This window comes from Lysobacter sp. S4-A87, from assembly GCF_022637455.1.
Lineage (GTDB): Bacteria > Pseudomonadota > Gammaproteobacteria > Xanthomonadales > Xanthomonadaceae > Lysobacter_J.
On sequence record NZ_CP093341.1, the window covers coordinates 3,495,088 to 3,513,800 of the forward strand.

At 63.6% G+C, this 18,713-nt stretch carries 30 protein-coding genes; all 30 read left to right on the plus strand.

The genetic code is table 11. The annotated features are described in order from the left end of the window. Positions 1–78 precede the first annotated feature (78 nt). Positions 79–2,199: an elongation factor G gene (fusA, locus tag MNR01_RS15745; RefSeq protein WP_241918679.1), complete on the plus strand. Its 2,121-nt coding sequence runs from the start codon at positions 79–81 to the stop codon at positions 2,197–2,199. Between the two features lie 78 nt (positions 2,200–2,277). Next, positions 2,278–3,468 carry an elongation factor Tu gene (gene tuf / locus MNR01_RS15750; RefSeq protein ID WP_241918677.1) on the plus strand — a complete coding sequence of 397 codons (1,191 nt, stop codon included), beginning with the start codon at positions 2,278–2,280 and terminating at the stop codon, positions 3,466–3,468. Positions 3,469–3,947: 479 nt separating this feature from the next. Continuing rightward, positions 3,948–4,259, plus strand: coding sequence for a 30S ribosomal protein S10 (gene rpsJ, locus MNR01_RS15755; RefSeq protein ID WP_014161383.1), 312 nt, complete (start codon positions 3,948–3,950; stop codon positions 4,257–4,259). Positions 4,260–4,269: 10 nt separating this feature from the next. Next, positions 4,270–4,923 carry a 50S ribosomal protein L3 gene (gene rplC / locus MNR01_RS15760; protein WP_200606506.1) on the plus strand — a complete coding sequence of 218 codons (654 nt, stop codon included), beginning with the start codon at positions 4,270–4,272 and terminating at the stop codon, positions 4,921–4,923. 12 nt (positions 4,924–4,935) lie between these two features. Beyond that, a complete protein-coding gene (rplD, locus tag MNR01_RS15765) occupies positions 4,936–5,541 on the plus strand; it encodes a 50S ribosomal protein L4 (protein WP_200606504.1) in 606 nt (201 codons plus the stop codon). After that, positions 5,538–5,834, plus strand: a complete 297-nt coding sequence (gene rplW, locus MNR01_RS15770) for a 50S ribosomal protein L23 (protein ID WP_158982371.1) — start codon at positions 5,538–5,540, stop codon at positions 5,832–5,834. Before rplD ends, rplW begins: the two co-directional genes overlap by 4 nt. Before the next feature lie 10 nt (positions 5,835–5,844). Further along, complete coding sequence (rplB, locus tag MNR01_RS15775) at positions 5,845–6,672, plus strand: 50S ribosomal protein L2 (RefSeq protein WP_200606503.1); 828 nt, start codon at positions 5,845–5,847, stop codon at positions 6,670–6,672. A gap of 6 nt (positions 6,673–6,678) precedes the next feature. Further along, a complete protein-coding gene (rpsS, locus tag MNR01_RS15780) occupies positions 6,679–6,948 on the plus strand; it encodes a 30S ribosomal protein S19 (RefSeq protein WP_200606502.1) in 270 nt (89 codons plus the stop codon). 10 nt (positions 6,949–6,958) lie between these two features. Continuing rightward, positions 6,959–7,294 (plus strand): 50S ribosomal protein L22, encoded by a 336-nt coding sequence (gene rplV / locus MNR01_RS15785; protein WP_158733590.1) that lies wholly within the window; start codon positions 6,959–6,961, stop codon positions 7,292–7,294. A 14-nt stretch (positions 7,295–7,308) separates the two neighbouring features. After that, positions 7,309–8,052 (plus strand): 30S ribosomal protein S3, encoded by a 744-nt coding sequence (gene rpsC / locus MNR01_RS15790; RefSeq protein WP_158733589.1) that lies wholly within the window; start codon positions 7,309–7,311, stop codon positions 8,050–8,052. 6 nt (positions 8,053–8,058) lie between these two features. Next, positions 8,059–8,472 carry a 50S ribosomal protein L16 gene (gene rplP / locus MNR01_RS15795; RefSeq protein ID WP_055902334.1) on the plus strand — a complete coding sequence of 138 codons (414 nt, stop codon included), beginning with the start codon at positions 8,059–8,061 and terminating at the stop codon, positions 8,470–8,472. Beyond that, the gene (gene rpmC, locus MNR01_RS15800; RefSeq protein ID WP_057948548.1) at positions 8,472–8,657 is read left to right on the plus strand and encodes a 50S ribosomal protein L29; all 186 of its coding nucleotides are present in this window, start codon (positions 8,472–8,474) and stop codon (positions 8,655–8,657) included. The genes rplP and rpmC overlap by 1 nt, the downstream gene beginning before the upstream one ends. A 10-nt stretch (positions 8,658–8,667) precedes the next feature. Further along, positions 8,668–8,937, plus strand: a complete 270-nt coding sequence (gene rpsQ / locus MNR01_RS15805; RefSeq protein WP_158733587.1) for a 30S ribosomal protein S17 — start codon at positions 8,668–8,670, stop codon at positions 8,935–8,937. A gap of 14 nt (positions 8,938–8,951) precedes the next feature. After that, the gene (gene rplN, locus MNR01_RS15810) at positions 8,952–9,320 is read left to right on the plus strand and encodes a 50S ribosomal protein L14 (RefSeq protein WP_056136003.1); all 369 of its coding nucleotides are present in this window, start codon (positions 8,952–8,954) and stop codon (positions 9,318–9,320) included. A gap of 14 nt (positions 9,321–9,334) precedes the next feature. Next, complete coding sequence (gene rplX / locus MNR01_RS15815; RefSeq protein ID WP_158733586.1) at positions 9,335–9,649, plus strand: 50S ribosomal protein L24; 315 nt, start codon at positions 9,335–9,337, stop codon at positions 9,647–9,649. A gap of 11 nt (positions 9,650–9,660) precedes the next feature. Beyond that, entirely contained in the window at positions 9,661–10,203 is a 543-nt protein-coding gene (rplE, locus tag MNR01_RS15820) for a 50S ribosomal protein L5 (protein WP_200606500.1), read from the plus strand. 18 nt (positions 10,204–10,221) lie between these two features. Further along, complete coding sequence (gene rpsN / locus MNR01_RS15825; RefSeq protein WP_241918680.1) at positions 10,222–10,527, plus strand: 30S ribosomal protein S14; 306 nt, start codon at positions 10,222–10,224, stop codon at positions 10,525–10,527. Between the two features lie 194 nt (positions 10,528–10,721). Then, a complete protein-coding gene (rpsH, locus tag MNR01_RS15830; RefSeq protein WP_200606499.1) occupies positions 10,722–11,120 on the plus strand; it encodes a 30S ribosomal protein S8 in 399 nt (132 codons plus the stop codon). A gap of 13 nt (positions 11,121–11,133) precedes the next feature. Continuing rightward, a complete protein-coding gene (rplF, locus tag MNR01_RS15835) occupies positions 11,134–11,661 on the plus strand; it encodes a 50S ribosomal protein L6 (RefSeq protein ID WP_241918681.1) in 528 nt (175 codons plus the stop codon). A gap of 23 nt (positions 11,662–11,684) precedes the next feature. Then, positions 11,685–12,044 (plus strand): 50S ribosomal protein L18, encoded by a 360-nt coding sequence (gene rplR, locus MNR01_RS15840; protein WP_241920656.1) that lies wholly within the window; start codon positions 11,685–11,687, stop codon positions 12,042–12,044. Between the two features lie 158 nt (positions 12,045–12,202). Next, positions 12,203–12,745 carry a 30S ribosomal protein S5 gene (gene rpsE / locus MNR01_RS15845; RefSeq protein WP_158733581.1) on the plus strand — a complete coding sequence of 181 codons (543 nt, stop codon included), beginning with the start codon at positions 12,203–12,205 and terminating at the stop codon, positions 12,743–12,745. Next, on the plus strand, positions 12,738–12,938 hold the full coding sequence (gene rpmD / locus MNR01_RS15850; RefSeq protein WP_241918682.1) for a 50S ribosomal protein L30: 201 nt from the start codon (positions 12,738–12,740) through the stop codon (positions 12,936–12,938). The genes rpsE and rpmD overlap by 8 nt, the downstream gene beginning before the upstream one ends. Then, complete coding sequence (gene rplO, locus MNR01_RS15855) at positions 12,938–13,381, plus strand: 50S ribosomal protein L15 (protein ID WP_241920657.1); 444 nt, start codon at positions 12,938–12,940, stop codon at positions 13,379–13,381. Before rpmD ends, rplO begins: the two co-directional genes overlap by 1 nt. Positions 13,382–13,388: 7 nt before the next feature. Next, a complete protein-coding gene (secY, locus tag MNR01_RS15860; protein ID WP_158733578.1) occupies positions 13,389–14,753 on the plus strand; it encodes a preprotein translocase subunit SecY in 1,365 nt (454 codons plus the stop codon). A 234-nt stretch (positions 14,754–14,987) separates the two neighbouring features. Further along, positions 14,988–15,344, plus strand: a complete 357-nt coding sequence (rpsM, locus tag MNR01_RS15865; RefSeq protein WP_200606494.1) for a 30S ribosomal protein S13 — start codon at positions 14,988–14,990, stop codon at positions 15,342–15,344. Positions 15,345–15,356: 12 nt separating this feature from the next. Further along, the gene (gene rpsK / locus MNR01_RS15870) at positions 15,357–15,749 is read left to right on the plus strand and encodes a 30S ribosomal protein S11 (RefSeq protein ID WP_055902370.1); all 393 of its coding nucleotides are present in this window, start codon (positions 15,357–15,359) and stop codon (positions 15,747–15,749) included. A 14-nt stretch (positions 15,750–15,763) separates the two neighbouring features. Beyond that, positions 15,764–16,393: a 30S ribosomal protein S4 gene (gene rpsD, locus MNR01_RS15875; protein ID WP_200606492.1), complete on the plus strand. Its 630-nt coding sequence runs from the start codon at positions 15,764–15,766 to the stop codon at positions 16,391–16,393. An 18-nt stretch (positions 16,394–16,411) separates the two neighbouring features. After that, positions 16,412–17,410, plus strand: coding sequence for a DNA-directed RNA polymerase subunit alpha (rpoA, locus tag MNR01_RS15880; protein ID WP_158733575.1), 999 nt, complete (start codon positions 16,412–16,414; stop codon positions 17,408–17,410). A gap of 198 nt (positions 17,411–17,608) precedes the next feature. Further along, the gene (gene rplQ / locus MNR01_RS15885) at positions 17,609–17,983 is read left to right on the plus strand and encodes a 50S ribosomal protein L17 (protein ID WP_200606488.1); all 375 of its coding nucleotides are present in this window, start codon (positions 17,609–17,611) and stop codon (positions 17,981–17,983) included. A 183-nt stretch (positions 17,984–18,166) separates the two neighbouring features. Further along, positions 18,167–18,673 (plus strand): disulfide bond formation protein B, encoded by a 507-nt coding sequence (locus tag MNR01_RS15890; RefSeq protein ID WP_241918683.1) that lies wholly within the window; start codon positions 18,167–18,169, stop codon positions 18,671–18,673. The last annotated feature ends 40 nt before the right edge of the window (positions 18,674–18,713 follow it).

Sequence of the window (18,713 nt, forward strand, 5' to 3'; positions counted from 1 at the left end):
AAGCCGCCATGCGAACCGGAGGCCGCCTTTGAGGCGGCGTCCGGCCATCTGGAATTCGAAAACTTACGAGAGGGTCCCGTGGCTCGCACCACTCCCATCGAGCGTTACCGCAACTTCGGCATCATGGCCCACATCGATGCCGGCAAGACCACCACGTCCGAACGCATCCTGTTCTACACCGGTGTCAGCCACAAGATCGGCGAAGTGCACGAAGGTGCCGCGACGATGGACTGGATGGAACAGGAGCAGGAGCGCGGCATCACCATTACGTCGGCCGCTACGACCGCGTTCTGGAAGGGCATGGACAAGTCCTTGCCTGAGCACCGCTTCAACATCATCGACACCCCCGGGCACGTCGACTTCACCATCGAAGTCGAGCGTTCGCTGCGCGTGCTCGACGGTGCGGTGTTCGTGCTGTGCGCCGTCGGTGGCGTCCAGCCGCAGTCCGAGACCGTGTGGCGTCAGGCCAACAAGTACTCGGTGCCGCGCATGGCGTTCGTCAACAAGATGGACCGCACCGGAGCCAACTTCGACAAGGTCGTCGAGCAGCTGCGTGCGCGCCTTGGCGCCTACGCCGTGCCGATGCAGGTGCCGATCGGCGCTGAAGACGGCTTCGAGGGCGTGGTCGACCTGCTGAAGATGAAGGCCATCCACTGGGATGTCGCCTCGCAGGGCACCGTGTTCGAGTACCGCGAGATCCCGGCGAACCTCCAGGCCCAGGCCGAGGCAGCGCGCAACTTCATGGTCGAAGCTGCCGCCGAAGCGTCCGAAGAGCTGATGGACAAGTACCTCAACGAAGGCGAGCTCACCGAAGTGGAGATCGTCGCCGGTCTGCGCGCGCGCACCCTGCGCGTCGAGATCGTGCCTGTCTTCTGCGGTTCGGCGTTCAAGAACAAGGGCGTGCAGGCCATGCTCGACGGCGTGATCAACCTGCTGCCGTCGCCGGCCGACCGTCCGCCGGTCCAGGGCATCGACGAAGACGACAAGGAGGACACCCGCACCGCGTCCGACACCGAGCCGTTCTCGGCGCTTGCGTTCAAGATCATGACCGATCCGTTCGTCGGTTCGCTGACCTTCTTCCGCGTCTACTCGGGCGTGCTCAACTCCGGCGACCAGGTGTACAACCCGGTGAAGTCGAAGAAGGAGCGCGTGGGCCGCATCCTGCAGATGCACGCCAACCAGCGCGACGAGATCAAGGAAGTCCGCGCCGGCGATATCGCCGCGGCCGTGGGCCTGAAGGACGTGACCACCGGCGACACGCTGTGCGCGCAGGATCACATCATCACCCTCGAGCGCATGACCTTCCCGGAGCCCGTCATCTCGATGGCGGTCGAGCCCAAGACCAAGTCCGATCAGGAAAAGATGGGCATGGCACTGGGTCGCCTGGCGCAGGAAGATCCTTCGTTCCGCGTGCGTACCGACGAAGAGTCGGGCCAGACGATCATCGCCGGCATGGGCGAGTTGCACCTGGATATCCTCGTCGACCGCATGCGTCGCGAGTTCAATGTCGAGGCCAACGTCGGCAAGCCGCAGGTGGCGTACCGCGAGACCATCCGCAAGTCGGACGTCAAGTCGGACTACAAGCACGCCAAGCAGTCGGGCGGTAAGGGCCAGTACGGCCATGTCGTCATCGAGCTGTCGCCGATGAACGAAGCCGACCGTGCCAACGAAGACGTCAAGAATGACTTCCTGTTCGTCAACGACATCACCGGCGGCGTGATCCCGAAGGAGTTCATCCCGGCGGTCGAGAAGGGCCTGCGCGAGACGATCACCAGCGGTCCGCTGGCCGGCTTCCCGGTCGTGGGCATCAAGGTCAAGCTCGTGTTCGGCTCGTACCATGACGTCGACTCGTCGGAAATGGCGTTCAAGCTCGCCTCTTCGATGGCGTTCAAGGAAGGCTTCCGCAAGGCCGATCCGGTCCTGCTCGAGCCGATCATGAAGGTCGAAGTCGTGACGCCGGAAGAGTACGTCGGCGACGTGATGGGCGACCTGAGCCGTCGTCGCGGCCTGCTCCAGGGCCAGGACGATACGCCGTCGGGCAAGACCATCAACGCGATGGTGCCGCTGGGCGAGATGTTCGGTTATGCCACCACGATCCGTTCGCTGACCCAGGGTCGCGCGACGTTCACGATGGAATTCGACCATTACGCCGAAGCCCCGAACAACATCGCCGAAGCGGTGATGAAGAAGGGCGGTTGATCGAAGTCCCCGTGGCGCCGGCCCTCGCCGGCGCCTCGTTACCACAGAACACGCATCAAACTTTAAAGAGAGACAATCATGGCCAAGGGTAAATTTGAGCGCACCAAGCCCCACGTGAACGTGGGCACGATCGGTCACGTCGACCACGGCAAGACGACGCTGACGGCGGCACTGACGAAGGTGGGTGCGGAGCGTTTCGGTGGCGAGTTCAAGGCGTACGACGCGATCGACGCGGCGCCGGAAGAGAAGGCGCGCGGCATCACGATCTCGACGGCGCACGTCGAGTACGAGAGCCCGAACCGTCACTACGCCCACGTGGACTGCCCGGGCCACGCCGACTACGTGAAGAACATGATCACGGGTGCGGCGCAGATGGACGGCGCGATCCTGGTGTGCTCGGCCGCTGACGGCCCGATGCCGCAGACGCGCGAGCACATCCTGCTGTCGCGCCAGGTCGGCGTGCCGTACATCGTCGTGTACCTGAACAAGGCCGACATGGTCGACGACGCCGAGCTGCTCGAGCTGGTCGAGATGGAAGTGCGCGAGCTGCTGTCGAAGTACGACTTCCCGGGCGACGACACCCCGATCATCCACGGTTCGGCCCGTCTGGCGCTGGAAGGCGACCAGTCGGAAATCGGCGTGCCGTCGATCCTGCGTCTGGTCGAGGCGCTGGACACGTTCATTCCGCAGCCGGAGCGTGACGTCGACAAGGCGTTCCTGATGCCGGTGGAAGACGTGTTCTCGATCTCGGGCCGCGGCACCGTGGTGACCGGCCGTATCGAGCGCGGCATCATCAAGGTGGGCGACGAAATCGAAATCGTCGGTATCCGTCCGACGCAGAAGACGACCGTCACCGGCGTCGAGATGTTCCGCAAGCTGCTCGATCAGGGCCAGGCAGGCGACAACGCCGGTCTGCTGCTGCGCGGCACCAAGCGTGACGACGTCGAGCGCGGCCAGGTGCTGTGCAAGCCGGGTTCGATCACCCCGCACACCGAGTTCGAGGCCGAGGTGTACGTGCTGTCGAAGGACGAGGGCGGCCGTCACACCCCGTTCTTCAAGGGCTACCGCCCGCAGTTCTACTTCCGCACGACCGACATCACCGGCGCAGTGACGCTGCCGGAAGGCGTCGAGATGGTCATGCCGGGCGACAACATCAAGATGGTCGTCGCGCTGATCAACCCGGTGGCAATGGACGAAGGCCTGCGTTTCGCAATCCGCGAAGGCGGCCGTACCGTCGGCGCCGGCGTGGTGGCGAAGATCATCAAGTGACGAATTGACCCGGGCGCGCGCAAGCGCGCCCGGCTTTGTCAATTCGTCATCCCCGCGAAGGCGGGGATCCAGGGACGTTGATCCGGGGCCTGAACAGCCCCATCTGACCGCCCCACAGCACGTGCTTGCACAACCTGTGGATATCCGGTTAGAATGCACGACCACTGCGGACCTTCCTTCAAGAAGGCCCCGCAACCAGCGAAATGAGGTGCAGGACGCGCCTCGTATTCGCCAGACATGGACATGTCGCACGGCAACGCTCCGTACGTTCTGGGCCCTCGGGCTTCCAAGGAACGCTAAACGGGGCGCTTCGTGCGTTCTACTCCACCGTCTGGGCGGATCGGGCAACCGGTCTGCCTAGTTTTTTTCAGGCAGGGAAGCTCCGGAGCGAGGGTGCAGCTCCGGGGTGTTTGCGTATTCCAGGGGTTCGGCACACCCAGAAGCCGGCCCGTCGCTCTTTTAACGTAAGGAATTCCGTCATGGCGGACCAAAAGATCCGAATCCGGCTCAAAGCGTACGATCATCGCCTGATCGACCGCTCGGCCAGCGAGATCGTCGAAACGGCCAAGCGGACCGGCGCGCAAGTGCGCGGCCCGATCCCGCTGCCGACCAAGATCGAGCGCTACACCATCCTCGTTTCGCCGCATGCCGACAAGGATGCGCGTGACCAGTACGAGACCCGCACGCACAAGCGCGTGCTGGACATCGTTGACCCCAACGACAAGACCGTGGACGCGCTGATGAAGCTCGAACTCGCGGCTGGCGTTGACGTGCAGATCAAGCTGACCTGAGGCCACCACCATGACCGCGAAGAAATATTCGTTGGGCATCGTCGGTCGCAAGGCCGGCATGAGCCGCTTCTTCACTGAAGACGGCAAGTCGGTTCCCGTGACCCTCATCGAGGCCACCCCGAACCGGATCACCCAGATCAAGACCCAGGAAACCGACGGCTACAGCGCCGTGCAGGTGACTGTCGGTGTGCGCCGCGCTGCGCTCATCAACAAGCCCGAAGCCGGTCACCTCGCCAAGGCGAAGGTTGAAGCCGGTCGCGGCCTGTGGGAACTGCGTGTTGAAGACGACCAGATCAACGGTTTCGAAATCGGCGGCGAGATCAAGGCCGACATCTTCGAAGCCGGCCAGCTGGTCGACGTCCAGGGCGTCACCAAGGGCAAGGGCTTCCAGGGCACGATCAAGCGCTGGAACTTCACCATGGGCGACGCGACGCACGGTAACTCGCTGTCGCACCGCTCGCCGGGCTCCATCGGCCAGCGCCAGACGCCGGGCCGTGTGTTCCCGGGCAAGAAGATGGCCGGCCACATGGGCGCGGTTACCCAGAGCACGCAGCGCCTGGAAGTGGTCAAGGTCGACGCAGAGCGTGGCCTGATCGCGATCAAGGGTGCGGTGCCGGGCGCGCCGGGCGGCGACGTCATCGTGCGTCCCTCGAGCAAGGCATAAGGAGAGATGACGATGGAACTCGCCATCAACAACAGCACCAAGACGCTGTCGGTCTCCGACGCGATCTTCGGCCGCGAATTCAGCGAAGACCTGGTCCACCAGGTGGTCGTTGCCTACCGCAATGCCGGTCGTGCCGGTACCAAGGCGCAGAAGACCCGTTCGGAAGTCAACGGCACCACCAAGAAGTCGAAGAAGCAGAAGGGCGGCGGTGCGCGTCATGGCGCGCTGACGGCTCCGATCTTCGTCGGCGGCGGCGTGACCTTCGCGGCCAAGCCGCGCAGCTTCGCGCAGAAGGTCAACCGCAAGATGTACCGCGCCGCGATGGCCGCGATCCTGTCCGAGCTCAACCGCCAGGGCCGCATCATGGTCGTCGAGTCGTTCGACCTGGACGCTCCGAAGACGCAGGGCCTGATTGCCAAGCTCAAGGGCCTGGAAGTCGGTCGTCGTCCGCTGATCGTCACCGAGGATGCTTCCGAGAACCTGTACCTCTCGGCTCGCAACCTGCCGTACGTCGAAGTGCGTGACGTCCAGGGCCTGGATCCGGTCAGCCTTGTCGGCGCCGATTCGGTCGTGGTCACCGCCGACGCCGTCAAGAAGATCGAGGAGTGGCTGGCATGAACGAGGCCAAGCTCTACAACATCATCCGTGCGCCGCGCGTGTCCGAAAAGACCGCACGTCTGCAGGAAGTTTCCAACCAATACGTCTTCGAAGTCGCGACGGACGCTACCAAGGCCGACATCAAGGTCGCCGTGGAAAAGCTGTTCGAAGTCAAGGTCGAGGCAGTCAACGTGGTCAACGTGAAGGGCAAGAACAAGTCCTTCAAGTTCCGCAGTGGCAGCCGCGGCGACTGGCGCAAGGCGTACGTGACGCTGGCCGCCGGCCAGTCGATCGACGTGATGGCCAAGGCCTGAGGAAAGACCCATGGCATTGATGACTTTCAAGCCCACCTCCCCCGGCCGCCGCAGCGCGGTTCGCGTGGTGACCCCGGGCCTGCACAAGGGCGCGCCGCACGCGGCACTCGTCGAGAAGCAGGGCAAGACCGGCGGTCGTAACCACCACGGCCGGATCACCACCCGCCACGTCGGCGGTGGTCACAAGCAGCATTACCGCATCATCGACTTCAAGCGCGACAAGGAAGGCATTCCGGCGCGCGTCGAGCGCATCGAATACGACCCGAACCGCACCGCTCACATCGCGCTGCTGTGCTACGTCGACGGTGAGCGCCGTTACATCATCGCCCCCAAGGGCCTGAAGGACGGTGACCAGGTGATCGCGGGCCGTGACGCCCCGATCAAGGTCGGCAACACGCTGCCGCTGACCAACATCCCGGTCGGTTCCACCGTGCATTGCATCGAGATGAAGCCGGGCAAGGGTGCCCAGCTGGCCCGCGCCGCAGGCGCTGGCGTGCAGCTGATCGCCCGCGAGCAGGGCTACGCCACGCTGCGTCTTCGCTCCGGCGAAATGCGCAAGGTGCCGGCCGAGTGCCGCGCCACCATCGGCGAAGTCGGCAACGATGAGCACAACCTCGAGAAGCTGGGCAAGGCTGGCGCCAAGCGCTGGCGCGGCGTCCGTCCGACCGTTCGCGGTGCGGCCATGAACCCGGTCGACCATCCGCACGGCGGTGGTGAGGCCAAGGCTGGTCAGGGCAACCCGCACCCGGTCACCCCGTGGGGTGTTCCGACCAAGGGTTACAAGACCCGCAAGAACAAGCGCACCCAGCAGTTCATCGTGCGCGATCGCAGGAGCTAATCGGCCATGGCACGTTCACTGAAGAAAGGCCCGTTCGTCGACCACCATCTGATCAAGAAGGTCGAGACCGCGGGTAACAACAAGAAGCCGATCAAGACCTGGTCGCGTCGCTCGATGATCCTGCCGGAGATGGTGGGTTTCACCATCGCCGTGCACAACGGCAAGAACCATATTCCGGTGCTCGTCAACGAGAACATGGTTGGCCACAAGCTTGGCGAGTTCGCCCTGACCCGTACCTTCAAGGGTCACGGCGGCGACAAGAAGTCGGGCAAGTAAGGAGATGACCATGGAAGCGAAAGCCATCCTGCGCACCGCGCGCATCTCCCCGCAGAAGGCCCGTCTGGTCGCTGACCAGGTTCGTGGTCTCTCGGCCGAGCGCGCCATCAACCTGCTGAAGTTCTCGGACAAGAAGGCTGCCCAGATGATCCGCAAGGTCGTCGAGTCCGCCATCGCCAATGCCGAGAACAACCAGGGCGCCGACATCGACGAGCTCAAGGTCAAGACCATCATGGTTGACGAAGGTCCCGCACTGAAGCGCTTCATGGCGCGTGCAAAGGGCCGCGGCACCCGCATCCTCAAGCGCACCAGCCACATCACTGTGGTTGTTGGCGCGGGCAAGTAAGGCGGAGTCAGACAATGGGTCATAAAGTACATCCGACTGGCATCCGCCTTGGCATCTCCAAGGACTGGAATTCCAAGTGGTTTGCCAACAAGAAGCAGTACGCCGAGTTCCTGGCGGCGGACCTGAAGGTCCGCGACCTGCTGCGCAAGAAGCTGGCCCAGGCCGGCATCTCCAAGATCTTCATCGAGCGTCCGGCGAACAACGCCCGCGTGACGATCCACACCGCCCGTCCGGGCGTGGTGATCGGCAAGCGTGGTGAGGACATCGAGAAGCTGCGCAAGGAAGTGAGCGCGGTGATGGGCGTCCCGGCGCACATCAACGTGACCGAGGTCCGCAAGCCGGAACTCGACGCGCAGCTGGTCGCCGAGTCGATCGCCCAGCAGCTGGAGCGCCGCATCATGTTCCGCCGCGCAATGAAGCGCGCTGTCGGCAACGCGATGCGCCTGGGTGCCCTCGGCATCAAGGTCAACGTCGCCGGCCGTCTGAATGGCGCCGAGATCGCGCGTTCGGAGTGGTACCGCGAAGGTCGCGTTCCGCTTCACACGCTGCGTGCCGACATCGACTATGGCTTCGCTGAAGCCAAGACGACCTACGGCATCATCGGCATCAAGGTATGGGTCTACAAGGGCGAGATCTTCGATTTCTCCCAGGTCGGCCAGGAAAAGCAGGACGACTCGCCGCGCAGCGATCGCGGTGACCGTGGTGACCGCGGTGATCGCAGCGACCGTCCGGGCCGTTCGGCCCGCGAACAGAGGTAATCGACCATGTTGCAACCCAAGCGAACCAAGTACCGCAAGGTACACAAGGGCCGCAATGAGGGCCTGAGCTGGAACGGCAACGCCGTCAGCTTCGGCGAGTACGGCCTGAAGGCAACGGCGCATGGTCAGCTGACCGCGCGCCAGATCGAGGCTGCACGTCGTTCCATCAGCCGTTACGTCAAGCGTGGCGGCAAGATGTGGATCCGCGTGTTCCCCGACAAGCCGATCACCAAAAAGCCGATCGAAGTCCGAATGGGCTCCGGTAAGGGCAACGTCGAGTACTGGGTCGCACAGATCCAGCCTGGTCGCATGATTTACGAGATCGAAGGCGTGGCAGAGGACGTGGCGCGTGAAGCGTTCCGTCTGGCCGCCGCCAAGCTCTCGGTGACCACCACTTTCGTTACCCGGACGGTGCGCTAATGGAACTCAAGCAACTTCGCGAGAAGTCGGCCGACGAACTGAAGGCCCACCTGGTCGAGCTGCACAAGGAGGGCTTCGCCCTCCGCATGCAGAAGGCCACTGGCCAGCTCGCCAAGACCCACGACGCACGCCGTGTACGCCGCGAGATCGCTCGCGTCAACATGCTGCTCGGCGAGAAGAAGTAAGGACCCTGCAATGACCGACAACAATACAGACAAGGCGCTGCGCACGGTTGAAGGCCGGGTCGTCAGCAACAAGATGGACAAGACCGTCACCGTGCTCGTCGAGCGCCAGGTCAAGCACGCGCTGTACGGCAAGTACATCCGTCGCTCGACCAAGCTCCACGCCCATGACGCCGATAACGCCTGCAAGGAAGGCGATATCGTGCGAGTGAAGGAGATTGCTCCGATGTCCAAGACCAAGAACTGGAGCGTGGTTGAAATCGTCAGCCGCGCGGCCGAATAAGAGGAGGCTGAACCATGATCCAGATGCAAAGCTACCTCGACGTCGCCGACAATTCCGGTGCCAAGGAAGTGATGTGCATTAAGGTGCTCGGCGGCTCCAAGCGCCGTTACGCCGGCATCGGCGACATCATCAAGGTCACCGTGAAGGACGCGATCCCGCGTGGCAAGGTCAAGAAGGGCGACGTCTATGACGCCGTCGTGGTCCGCACCCGCAAGGGCGTCCGTCGCCCGGACGGTTCGCTGATCCGCTTCGACGGCAATGCCGCCGTGCTCCTGAACAACAAGCAGGAACCGATCGGTACCCGCATCTTCGGGCCTGTGACCCGTGAGCTGCGTACCGAGAAGTTCATGAAGATCGTCTCGCTCGCTCCTGAAGTGCTCTGAGCGGAGGAATTTATATGAACCGTATCCGCAAGGGCGATCAGGTGATCGTCACCGCCGGCAAGGACAAGGGCAAGAAGGGCGACGTTGTGCGCGTACTCGGCGAGAAGGTCGTCGTGTCGAACATCAACATCGTCAAGCGCCACACCAAGCCGAACCCGCAGGCTGGCCAGCCTGGCGGCGTGGTCGAGCGCGAAGCGCCGATCCACATTTCCAACGTGATGCTTTTCAACCCTGCCACCGGCAAGGGCGAGCGCATCGGTTTCAAGGTGCTGGAGGATGGACGCAAACTGCGTGTGTTCCGCTCCAGCGGTGAGGCGGTTGACGCCTAAGGAATGCTGATATGACCACCCGGCTTGAAAAGTTCTACAAGGACGAAGTCGTCCCGTCGCTGACCAAGAAGTTCGGTTACAAGAACCCGATGGAAGTGCCGCGCCTTTCCAAGATCACGATCAACATGGGCGTCGGCGAAGCCGCGACCAACAAGAAGATCCTGGAAAACGCCGTTGCCGACCTGACCAAGATCGCTGGCCAGAAGCCGATCGTGACCAAGTCCCGCGTGTCGGTGGCTTCGTTCAAGATCCGCGACGGTTGGCCGATCGGTTGCAAGGTGACGCTGCGTCGCGCCCAGATGTTCGAGTTCCTGGACCGCCTGATCAACATCTCGCTGCCCCGCGTGCGTGACTTCCGCGGCGTGTCGGGTCGTTCGTTCGACGGCCGTGGCAACTACAACATGGGCGTGAAGGAACAGATCATCTTCCCGGAAATCGACTTCGACCAGGTCGACGCCCTGCGCGGCATGGACATCGCGATCACCACGACCGCGAAGACCGACGCCGAAGCCAAGGCACTGCTGGAAGCGTTCCGCTTCCCGTTCCGCAACTGATCCAATAGGACTGACACAATGGCTAAGACCTCCATGGTCAACCGCGAGATCAAGCGGGCCAAGCTTGCCAAGCAGCACGGCAGCAAGCGCGAAGCACTGAAGAAGATCATCTCCAGCCAGACGGCCTCGTACGAGGACAAGATGGATGCAGTGGTCAAGCTGCAGAAGCTGCCGCGTGACTCCTCGCCGAGCCGCCAGCGGACCCGTTGCGCACTCTCGGGCCGTCCGCGTGGCGTCTACCGCAAGTTCGGCCTCGGCCGCAACATGCTGCGCAAGGCGACCATGAACGGCGACGTTCCGGGTCTGCGCAAGGCCAGCTGGTAACAAAACGCGCCGGCAAGTCTGCTAGACTTGCCGGCTCGCTCGTTCCAAAGGCACTCCGGCCGGAAGGGCGGGGTGCCGGTCGTTTGGGGGTCACCCCGATCGGCCCGATTTTGCTGAATGTTCCGCCGCCCCCACGGGCATACAACTGAATTCGCAATCCCGCGGATATCGGTGCTACTCATAGGTAATTAATCATGAGCATGACTGATCCCATCGCCGACATGCTGGTCCGCATCAAGAATGCGGCCGCTGTTCGCAAGCAGACGGTGAAGATGCCGTCGTCCAACATCAAGATCGCCATTGCCAAGGTCCTGAAGGACGAAGGCTACATTCTTGATTCGCGCGTGACCCCGGTGAGCGCCGGCAAGTCCGAGCTCGAAATCTCGCTGAAGTACTACGAAGGCAAGCCGGTGATCGAGCGCCTTGAGCGCTTCTCCCGTTCGGGCCTGCGCCAGTACCGCGGCAAGTCGGAGCTGCCCAAGGTCCTGGGCGGCCTCGGCATCGCCATCATCTCCACCTCGAAGGGCATCATGACCGATGCGCAGGCGCGCCAGCAGGGCGTCGGCGGTGAAGTCCTGTGCTTCGTGGCTTAAGGGAGGAATAGACATGTCCCGAGTTGCCAAGAAGCCGGTTGCCCTCCCGAAGGGCGTCGAGCTGAACATCCAGGCTGATTCGATCAGCGCCAAGGGCCCGAAGGGCACCCTGTCGGTCGCCAAGCCGGCCGCCATCGTGGTCAAGATCGAAGACGGCCACGCCGTGTTCTCGACCGAAGACGCCGCACTGATCCCGCTGACCGGCACCCTGCGCGCCATCCTCGCCAACCTGGTGAAGGGCGTGTCGGAAGGCTTCGAGCGCAAGCTCGAGCTGGTCGGCGTCGGTTACCGTGCCGCCATGCAGGGCAAGGACCTGAGCCTGTCGCTCGGTTTCTCGCACCCGGTCCTGTTCCAGGCCCCGGAAGGCATCACCATCGCCACCCCGACCCAGACCGAGATCCTGGTCCAGGGCGCGGACAAGCAGCGCGTCGGTGAAGTTGCGGCCAAGATCCGCGGCTTCCGTCCGCCGGAGCCGTACAAGGGCAAGGGCGTGAAGTACGCCGGCGAAGTCATCATCCGCAAGGAAGCCAAGAAGGCCTAATCGGTCCTTCAGCTTTCGGAGACATAGAAATGAACAAGAACATTGCTCGCCTGCGCCGCGCCAAGTCCACCCGTTCGCACATCCGCGAGCTCGGCGTGCCGCGCCTGACGGTGCTGCGCACCGGTCAGCACCTGTACGCCCAGGTCTTCACCGCCGACGGTTCCAAGGTCCTGGCTTCGGCCTCGACCGTCCAGGCCGACGTCAAGGAAGGCCTGAAGAACGGCAAGAACTCCGACGCCGCCATCAAGGTCGGTCACGCGATCGCCGAGAAGGCCAAGGCTGCCGGTATCGAGAAGGTCGCATTCGACCGCTCGGGCTACCGCTACCACGGTCGCATCAAGGCGCTGGCCGATGCCGCTCGCGAGGGCGGCCTGCAGTTCTAAGCTTGAATGTGTGGGGCTTCGGCCCCACGCAGAAGTTTCCCCGCCGACACGGGTCTGTGTCGGGCGCGTCCACGGGTTCCCGTGTCCGTGAAGCACCCGCGGTACTTCACAACCATAAGCGGCCACGCCGCAAATCCTTCAACTAACGAGTATTCGAAATGGCAGAAGAACAACGTGCACCGCGGGGTCGTGATCGCGACCGCAACCGCGAAGAAATCGACGATGGCATGATCGAGAAGCTGATCGCGGTCAACCGCGTCAGCAAGACCGTCAAGGGTGGTCGCCAGTTCACCTTCACCGCACTGACGGTGGTGGGCGACGGCAACGGCAAGGTCGGTTTCGGTTACGGCAAGGCACGCGAAGTGCCGGTCGCCATCCAGAAGTCGATGGAATATGCCCGCAAGAGCATGAACAACGTCGACCTGAACAACGGCACCCTGTGGCACTCGGTCAAGGCCGGTCACGGCGCGGCCCGCGTGTTCATGCAGCCGGCTTCGGAAGGTACCGGCGTGATCGCCGGCGGCGCGATGCGCGCTGTCCTGGAAGCGGTTGGCGTGAAGAACGTGCTGGCCAAGGCCGTTGGTTCGCGCAACCCCATCAACCTCGTTCGCGCCACCCTCAAGGGCCTGGGCGACATGCACTCGCCGGCGAAGATTGCCGCCAAGCGTGGCAAGAAGGTGGAGGAACTGAACCATGGCTAAGACTGAAGCGACCACGAGCGGCACCGTCAAGGTGCGCTTGGTCAAGGGTCTGCGTGGCACCCAGTCGCGTCACCGTCTGTCGGTGCGTGCGCTGGGCCTGAACAAGCTCAACGATGTTCGTGTACTGAAGGACAGCCCGCAGGTTCGCGGTCTGATCAATCAGCTTCACTACCTCGTCAAAGTCGAGGAGTAATCAACATGCGTCTCAACACTCTGCAACCCGCTGACGGCGCCCGCCAGGAGCGCACCCGCGTCGGTCGTGGTATCGGTTCCGGCCTGGGCAAGACCTGCGGCCGCGGCCACAAGGGCTCGTTCGCGCGCTCCGGCAAGGGCAAGATCAAGGCTGGCTTCGAAGGCGGCCAGATGCCCATGCAGCGTCGCCTGCCCAAGATCGGCTTCCGTTCGAAGCTGCTCAAGGACACCGCTGAAGTCATGCTGTACCAGCTGGAAAAGCTGGAAGCCGGCGAGATCGACTTCGCAGCGCTCAAGGCCGCCAAGCTGGTGCCCAGCACCGCCAAGCAGGCCCGGATCGTGAAGAAGGGCGAAGTCAGCAAGAAGTTCGTACTCAAGGGCGTGGCCGCTACGGCCGGCGCCAAGGCCGCTATCGAAGCGGCCGGCGGCAAGGTCGGGGAGTAAGGACTAGATGGCGCGCAGCGGTAGCAATGCAGTTGCCGGTATCGGTGGCGGGCTCGGGAAGTTCACCGAGCTCCGTCAGCGCCTGCTGTTCGTCGTCGGTGCCCTGATTGTCTACCGCATCGGTTGCTACATCCCGGTGCCGGGCGTCAATCCGGAGGCGATGCTCCAGTTGATGGAGACCCAGAAGGGCACCATCGTGGACATGTTCAACATGTTCTCGGGCGGCGCCCTGCATCGCTTCAGCCTGTTCGCACTCAACGTCATGCCGTACATCTCGGCATCGATCATCGTGCAGCTGCTGGTGCAGATCGTGCCGAGCCTGAAGGCCATCCAGAAGGAAGGCGAGTCGGGCCGCCGCAAGATCAACCAGTGGTCGCGCATGGGTGCGATCCCGCTGGCCGTGTTCCAGGCCTGGGGTATCGCCACTGCATTGCAGGCCGGCGGCGCCAGCCAGGGCATCGCGGTGGTCTACAACCCGGGTCCGGGCTTCATCCTGACCGCGGTGATCGCGTTGACCGCCGGCACCATGTTCCTGATGTGGCTGGGTGAGCAGGTCACGGAGCGGGGTATCGGCAACGGCGTCTCGCTGATCATCTTCTCGGGCATCGTCGCGGGCCTGCCCGCCGCCGTCATCGGCATGTTCGAGCAGATCCGCAACGGCGACATGAGCGCCCTGGTCGCAATCGCAGTCGTCGCCATCGTGGTGGGATTCACCTACTTCGTGGTGTTCGTCGAGCGGGGCCAGCGCCGGATCACGGTCAACTACGCCCGCCGCAGCGGCGGTCGCAGTGCCTACCAGAACCAGTCCTCGTTCCTGCCCTTGAAGCTGAACATGTCGGGCGTGATCCCGGCCATCTTCGCCTCGAGCATCGTGATGTTCCCGGCGACGGCGGCAAACTGGTTCAGCCAGGGCAACACCGGTTCGACCCTGCACCGCGTCAGCCAGTGGCTGAACCCGGGCGAGCCGCTGCACATGATCCTGTACGCCGGTCTGATCGTCGGTTTTGCGTTCTTCTACACCGCACTGGTGTTCAACTCGCAGGAAACGGCCGATAATCTCAAGAAGTCGGGCGCGCTCATCCCGGGCATCCGTCCGGGCAAGTCGACCGCCGACTATATTGATGGTGTGCTGACCCGCCTGACGGCGGCCGGCGCGATCTACCTGGTCCTCGTGTGCCTCCTCCCGGAGGTCATGCGTACCGAACTGGGCACCTCGTTCTACTTCGGCGGCACCTCGCTGCTGATCGTGGTCGTGGTCGTCATGGATTTCATCGCCCAGATCCAGGCTCATCTGATGTCGCATCAGTACGAGAGCCTGCTGAAGAAGGCGAACTTGAAGGGCGGCTCGCGCGGCGGTCTCGCGCGCGGGTGAATCCGGACCGTTCCGCGCGCCAGAGTAGCGCGCGGGGTTGGGGCAGGGCGGCTAGCCGTCTTGTCCCCGCCAGTCCAGATTCGTCGCCGGAGCATGGGCACACTCCCCATGCCGGGCTTTGCTGCGCCCCCGGGCGCGGTAGGGCTTCCTATTAACCCGAGACCTTAGTATACTTTCCAGTTCACTCCGCCGGGATTAATCCGTCCTGGCCGCCAATCAGTTGGAGATCGCGTTATGGCGCGTATTGCGGGCGTCAATCTGCCTGCCCAGAAGCATGTCTGGGTTGGGCTCCAGAGCATTTACGGCATTGGCCGTACCCGTTCCAAGAAGGTCTGTGTCTCGGCTGGCGTCACCGCCACCACCAAGATCCGTGACCTTTCCGAGCCGGAAGTCGAGCGCCTGCGCGCCGAAGTCGGCAAGTACGTTGTCGAGGGCGACCTGCGTCGCGAAATCGGCATCGCCATCAAGCGTCTGATGGACCTGGGCTGCTTCCGCGGCCTGCGTCACCGTCGCGGCCTGCCGCTTCGCGGCCAGCGCACCCGGACCAATGCACGTACCCGCAAGGGCCCGCGCAAGGCCATCAGGAAGTAAGGGACACAGACCATGGCTAAGCCGGCTGCTGCCAAAACCAAGAAGAAGATCAAGCGCGTCGTCACCGACGGCATCGCCCACGTCCACGCTTCTTTCAACAACACCATCATCACGATCACCGACCGCCAGGGCAACGCGCTCTCGTGGGCGACCTCGGGCGGCGCGGGTTTCCGCGGTTCCCGCAAGTCGACCCCGTTCGCCGCCCAGGTGGCTGCCGAAAAGGCAGGCCGTGCTGCGCTCGACTACGGCGTGAAGTCGCTGGAAGTGCGCATCAAGGGTCCGGGTCCGGGCCGTGAGTCCGCCGTTCGTTCGCTGAACAACGTCGGTTACAAGATCATGAACATCATCGACGTGACGCCTATCCCGCACAACGGGTGCCGTCCGCCGAAGAAGCGTCGCGTCTGAGGAGCTGAAGAAAAATGGCTCGTTATATTGGTCCCACCTGTAAGCTCGCTCGTCGCGAAGGCGCCGACCTCGGCTTGAAGTCGTCCGCTCGTGCACTGGATTCCAAGTGCAAGCTCGAGCAGAAGCCCGGCCAGCACGGCCCGACCGCCCGCAAGGGCAAGCTGTCGGACTACGCCACCCAGCTGCGCGAAAAGCAGAAGGTCAAGCGTATCTACGGTCTGCTGGAGCGTCAGTTCCGCAACTACTACAAGAAGGCCTCGACCAAGAAGGGCAACACGGGTGAAAACCTGCTGCAGCTCCTCGAGACCCGCCTGGACAACGTCGTCTACCGCATGGGCTTCGCGGTGACCCGTCCGGCCGCCCGCCAGCTGGTTTCGCACCGCGGCGTCACGGTCAATGGCAAGTCGGTCAACCTGCCTTCGTACCAGGTCAAGGCTGGCGACGCGATCGCGCTGGCCGAACGCGCCCAGAAGCAGCTCCGCGTGCAGGAATCCCTGACCGTGGCGCAGCAGATGGACCTCTCGCCGTCGTGGGTTGAAGTCGACAGCAAGAAGTTCGCTGGTGTGTTCAAGGCTGTTCCGGATCGTGCTGACCTGCCGCAAGACATCAATGAAGCGCTGATCGTCGAGCTGTACTCGAAGTAATCCAGGAGACGCCACAACATGACGGTTACCGCAAACCAGGTGCTGCGCCCGCGCGGCCCCCAGATCGAACGCCTTACGGGCAACCGTGCCAAGGTCGTGATCGAGCCGCTGGAGCGTGGCTATGGCCACACCCTCGGCAATGCGCTGCGCCGTGTGCTGCTGTCGTCGATCCCGGGCTTCGCAATCACGGAAGTCGAGATCGATGGCGTGCTGCACGAGTACACCACGGTCGAAGGCCTGCAGGAGGATGTCCTCGAGGTTCTGCTGAACCTCAAGGACGTCGCCATCCGCATGCACACCGGCGAGTCGGCGACCCTGTCGCTCGCCAAGCAGGGCCCCGGCATTGTCACCGCCGGTGACATCAAGACCGACCACAACGTCGAGATCCTCAACACCGAGCATGTGATCGCGCACCTGACCAAGGACACCGCGCTCAACATGCGTCTGAAGATCGAGCGTGGTTTCGGCTACCAGCCGGCCGCCGCTCGTCGTCGCCCGGACGAGGAAACCCGCGCCATTGGTCGCCTGATGCTGGATGCCAGCTTCTCGCCGGTCCGCCGCGTCGCGTATGCCGTTGAAGCGGCCCGCGTGGAGCAGCGCACCGACCTGGACAAGCTGGTCCTGGACATCGAGACCAACGGCACGATCGACGCCGAGGAAGCCGTCCGCACCGCGGCCGACATCCTCACCGACCAGCTGTCGGTGTTCGGCGACTTCACCCACCGCGATCGCGGTGCGGCGAAGCCGGCCACCAGCGGCATCGACCCGATCCTGCTGCGTCCGATCGACGACCTCGAGCTCACCGTGCGTTCGGCCAACTGCCTCAAGGCCGAGAGCATCTACTACGTCGGCGATCTGATCCAGAAGACCGAAGTGGAGCTGCTCAAGACGCCGAACCTCGGCAAGAAGTCGCTCACCGAGATCAAGGAAGTCCTCGCCCAGCGCGGTCTTTCGCTCGGCATGAAGCTGGAAAACTGGCCGCCCGCTGGCATCGCCCAGCACGGCATGATGGGCTGAGCGTAACCGCTCAGACCGGACAGGCCGCACCCAAGGGTGCGGCCTGTGTTCTTGAAAGTAGCAAGACACCGACGGGCCTGAAGGCCCGCGGCAAGCCGGCCACGGAGGGTCGGTTCGGGCCACCCGCAGTCCACTGTGTCAACGCCTGGATGGCGACAGCGAAGTTCAACGAATCAACATTCAACAGGAATCACGACCATGCGCCACCAGAAAGCCGGCCGTAAGTTCAGCCGCACCAGTGCTCACCGCGATGCCATGTTCACCAACATGGCGGCCTCGCTGATCAAGCACGGCCTCATCCGCACCACCCTGCCCAAGGCCAAGGAGCTGCGTCGCGTTGCCGAGCCGCTCATCACCCTGGCCAAGGTCGATGGCGTTGCCAATCGCCGCCTTGCCTTCTCGCGCCTGCGCGACAAGGAAGCCGTCGGCACGCTGTTCACCACCCTGGGCCCGCGTTACCAGTCCCGTCCGGGCGGCTACCTGCGCATCCTCAAGTGCGGTTTCCGCGCTGGCGACAATGCGCCGATGGCCTACGTCGAGCTGGTCGACCGTCCGGAAGCCGCTGCGGAGTAATCCGTTGCGCGCCATGTGTTGAAGGCAAACCCCGGCCCGGTGCCGGGGTTTTGCTTTTTGGCGCCATCCGTCACGCATGACCCGGGTGCGCTTCGCTTACCCGGGCTACTTATGCGGTGGGGGGTTGGGTTGGCGCGTTCGTGCGAGTGGATGCTTGTGGGTATCGCCGTTAAGCTTGGCGGCATGACCAATGCCATCCTGCGCGGCTCGTTCCGCATCCAGTTCCTGCTCGGATTCCTCGCCTGCGCCGGCCTGTTGGGCTTCGCGTTCTATCTCCAGCTCCATGACGGCCTTGAGCCTTGCCCGCTGTGCATCTTCCAGCGAGTGGCGTTCTTCGCGATGGGCCTGGTGTTCCTGCTCGGTGCATTGCACGCGCCCAATGGCGTGAGCGGTCGCCGTGGCTATGGTGTCGCGGCGCTGCTGGCGGCACTGGGTGGTATCGCCGTGGCCGGCAATCACGTCCGCCTGCAGCACCTGCCGCCAGACCAGGTGCCGTCGTGCGGCCCGGGCCTGGACTACATGCTCGAGGCGATGCCGATCACCGGCGTGATCCGCAAGGTGATGACCGGTTCGGGCGAGTGCGCGAGCGTCGACTGGTCGTTCCTCGGCATGTCGATGCCGACCTGGAGCCTGGTCTGGTTCGTGCTGCTGGCGATCTGGGCGGGATACGCGGCCTTTCGTCGTCGCTAACGGCGTTCTCTCCAGTATCCCGGGCCCATCGGGGCGTAGA

Coding starts and splice junctions, on each gene's coding strand:
- rpmD (WP_241918682.1), top strand. CDS start 12,738: ATGGCTAAGACTGAAGCGACCACGAGCGGCACCGTCAAGGTGCGCTTG.
- rplQ (WP_200606488.1), top strand. CDS start 17,609: ATGCGCCACCAGAAAGCCGGCCGTAAGTTCAGCCGCACCAGTGCTCAC.
- rpsN (WP_241918680.1), top strand. CDS start 10,222: ATGGCTAAGACCTCCATGGTCAACCGCGAGATCAAGCGGGCCAAGCTT.
- rpsC (WP_158733589.1), top strand. CDS start 7,309: ATGGGTCATAAAGTACATCCGACTGGCATCCGCCTTGGCATCTCCAAG.
- rplP (WP_055902334.1), top strand. CDS start 8,059: ATGTTGCAACCCAAGCGAACCAAGTACCGCAAGGTACACAAGGGCCGC.
- rplN (WP_056136003.1), top strand. CDS start 8,952: ATGATCCAGATGCAAAGCTACCTCGACGTCGCCGACAATTCCGGTGCC.
- rplF (WP_241918681.1), top strand. CDS start 11,134: ATGTCCCGAGTTGCCAAGAAGCCGGTTGCCCTCCCGAAGGGCGTCGAG.
- rplE (WP_200606500.1), top strand. CDS start 9,661: ATGACCACCCGGCTTGAAAAGTTCTACAAGGACGAAGTCGTCCCGTCG.
- rplC (WP_200606506.1), top strand. CDS start 4,270: ATGACCGCGAAGAAATATTCGTTGGGCATCGTCGGTCGCAAGGCCGGC.
- rpsH (WP_200606499.1), top strand. CDS start 10,722: ATGAGCATGACTGATCCCATCGCCGACATGCTGGTCCGCATCAAGAAT.
- tuf (WP_241918677.1), top strand. CDS start 2,278: ATGGCCAAGGGTAAATTTGAGCGCACCAAGCCCCACGTGAACGTGGGC.
- secY (WP_158733578.1), top strand. CDS start 13,389: ATGGCGCGCAGCGGTAGCAATGCAGTTGCCGGTATCGGTGGCGGGCTC.
- rpsK (WP_055902370.1), top strand. CDS start 15,357: ATGGCTAAGCCGGCTGCTGCCAAAACCAAGAAGAAGATCAAGCGCGTC.
- MNR01_RS15890 (WP_241918683.1), top strand. CDS start 18,167: ATGACCAATGCCATCCTGCGCGGCTCGTTCCGCATCCAGTTCCTGCTC.
- rplV (WP_158733590.1), top strand. CDS start 6,959: ATGGAAGCGAAAGCCATCCTGCGCACCGCGCGCATCTCCCCGCAGAAG.
- rpmC (WP_057948548.1), top strand. CDS start 8,472: ATGGAACTCAAGCAACTTCGCGAGAAGTCGGCCGACGAACTGAAGGCC.
- rpsD (WP_200606492.1), top strand. CDS start 15,764: ATGGCTCGTTATATTGGTCCCACCTGTAAGCTCGCTCGTCGCGAAGGC.
- rpsJ (WP_014161383.1), top strand. CDS start 3,948: ATGGCGGACCAAAAGATCCGAATCCGGCTCAAAGCGTACGATCATCGC.
- rpoA (WP_158733575.1), top strand. CDS start 16,412: ATGACGGTTACCGCAAACCAGGTGCTGCGCCCGCGCGGCCCCCAGATC.
- rplB (WP_200606503.1), top strand. CDS start 5,845: ATGGCATTGATGACTTTCAAGCCCACCTCCCCCGGCCGCCGCAGCGCG.
- rpsE (WP_158733581.1), top strand. CDS start 12,203: ATGGCAGAAGAACAACGTGCACCGCGGGGTCGTGATCGCGACCGCAAC.
- rplX (WP_158733586.1), top strand. CDS start 9,335: ATGAACCGTATCCGCAAGGGCGATCAGGTGATCGTCACCGCCGGCAAG.
- rplD (WP_200606504.1), top strand. CDS start 4,936: ATGGAACTCGCCATCAACAACAGCACCAAGACGCTGTCGGTCTCCGAC.
- rpsS (WP_200606502.1), top strand. CDS start 6,679: ATGGCACGTTCACTGAAGAAAGGCCCGTTCGTCGACCACCATCTGATC.
- rpsQ (WP_158733587.1), top strand. CDS start 8,668: ATGACCGACAACAATACAGACAAGGCGCTGCGCACGGTTGAAGGCCGG.
- rpsM (WP_200606494.1), top strand. CDS start 14,988: ATGGCGCGTATTGCGGGCGTCAATCTGCCTGCCCAGAAGCATGTCTGG.
- rplW (WP_158982371.1), top strand. CDS start 5,538: ATGAACGAGGCCAAGCTCTACAACATCATCCGTGCGCCGCGCGTGTCC.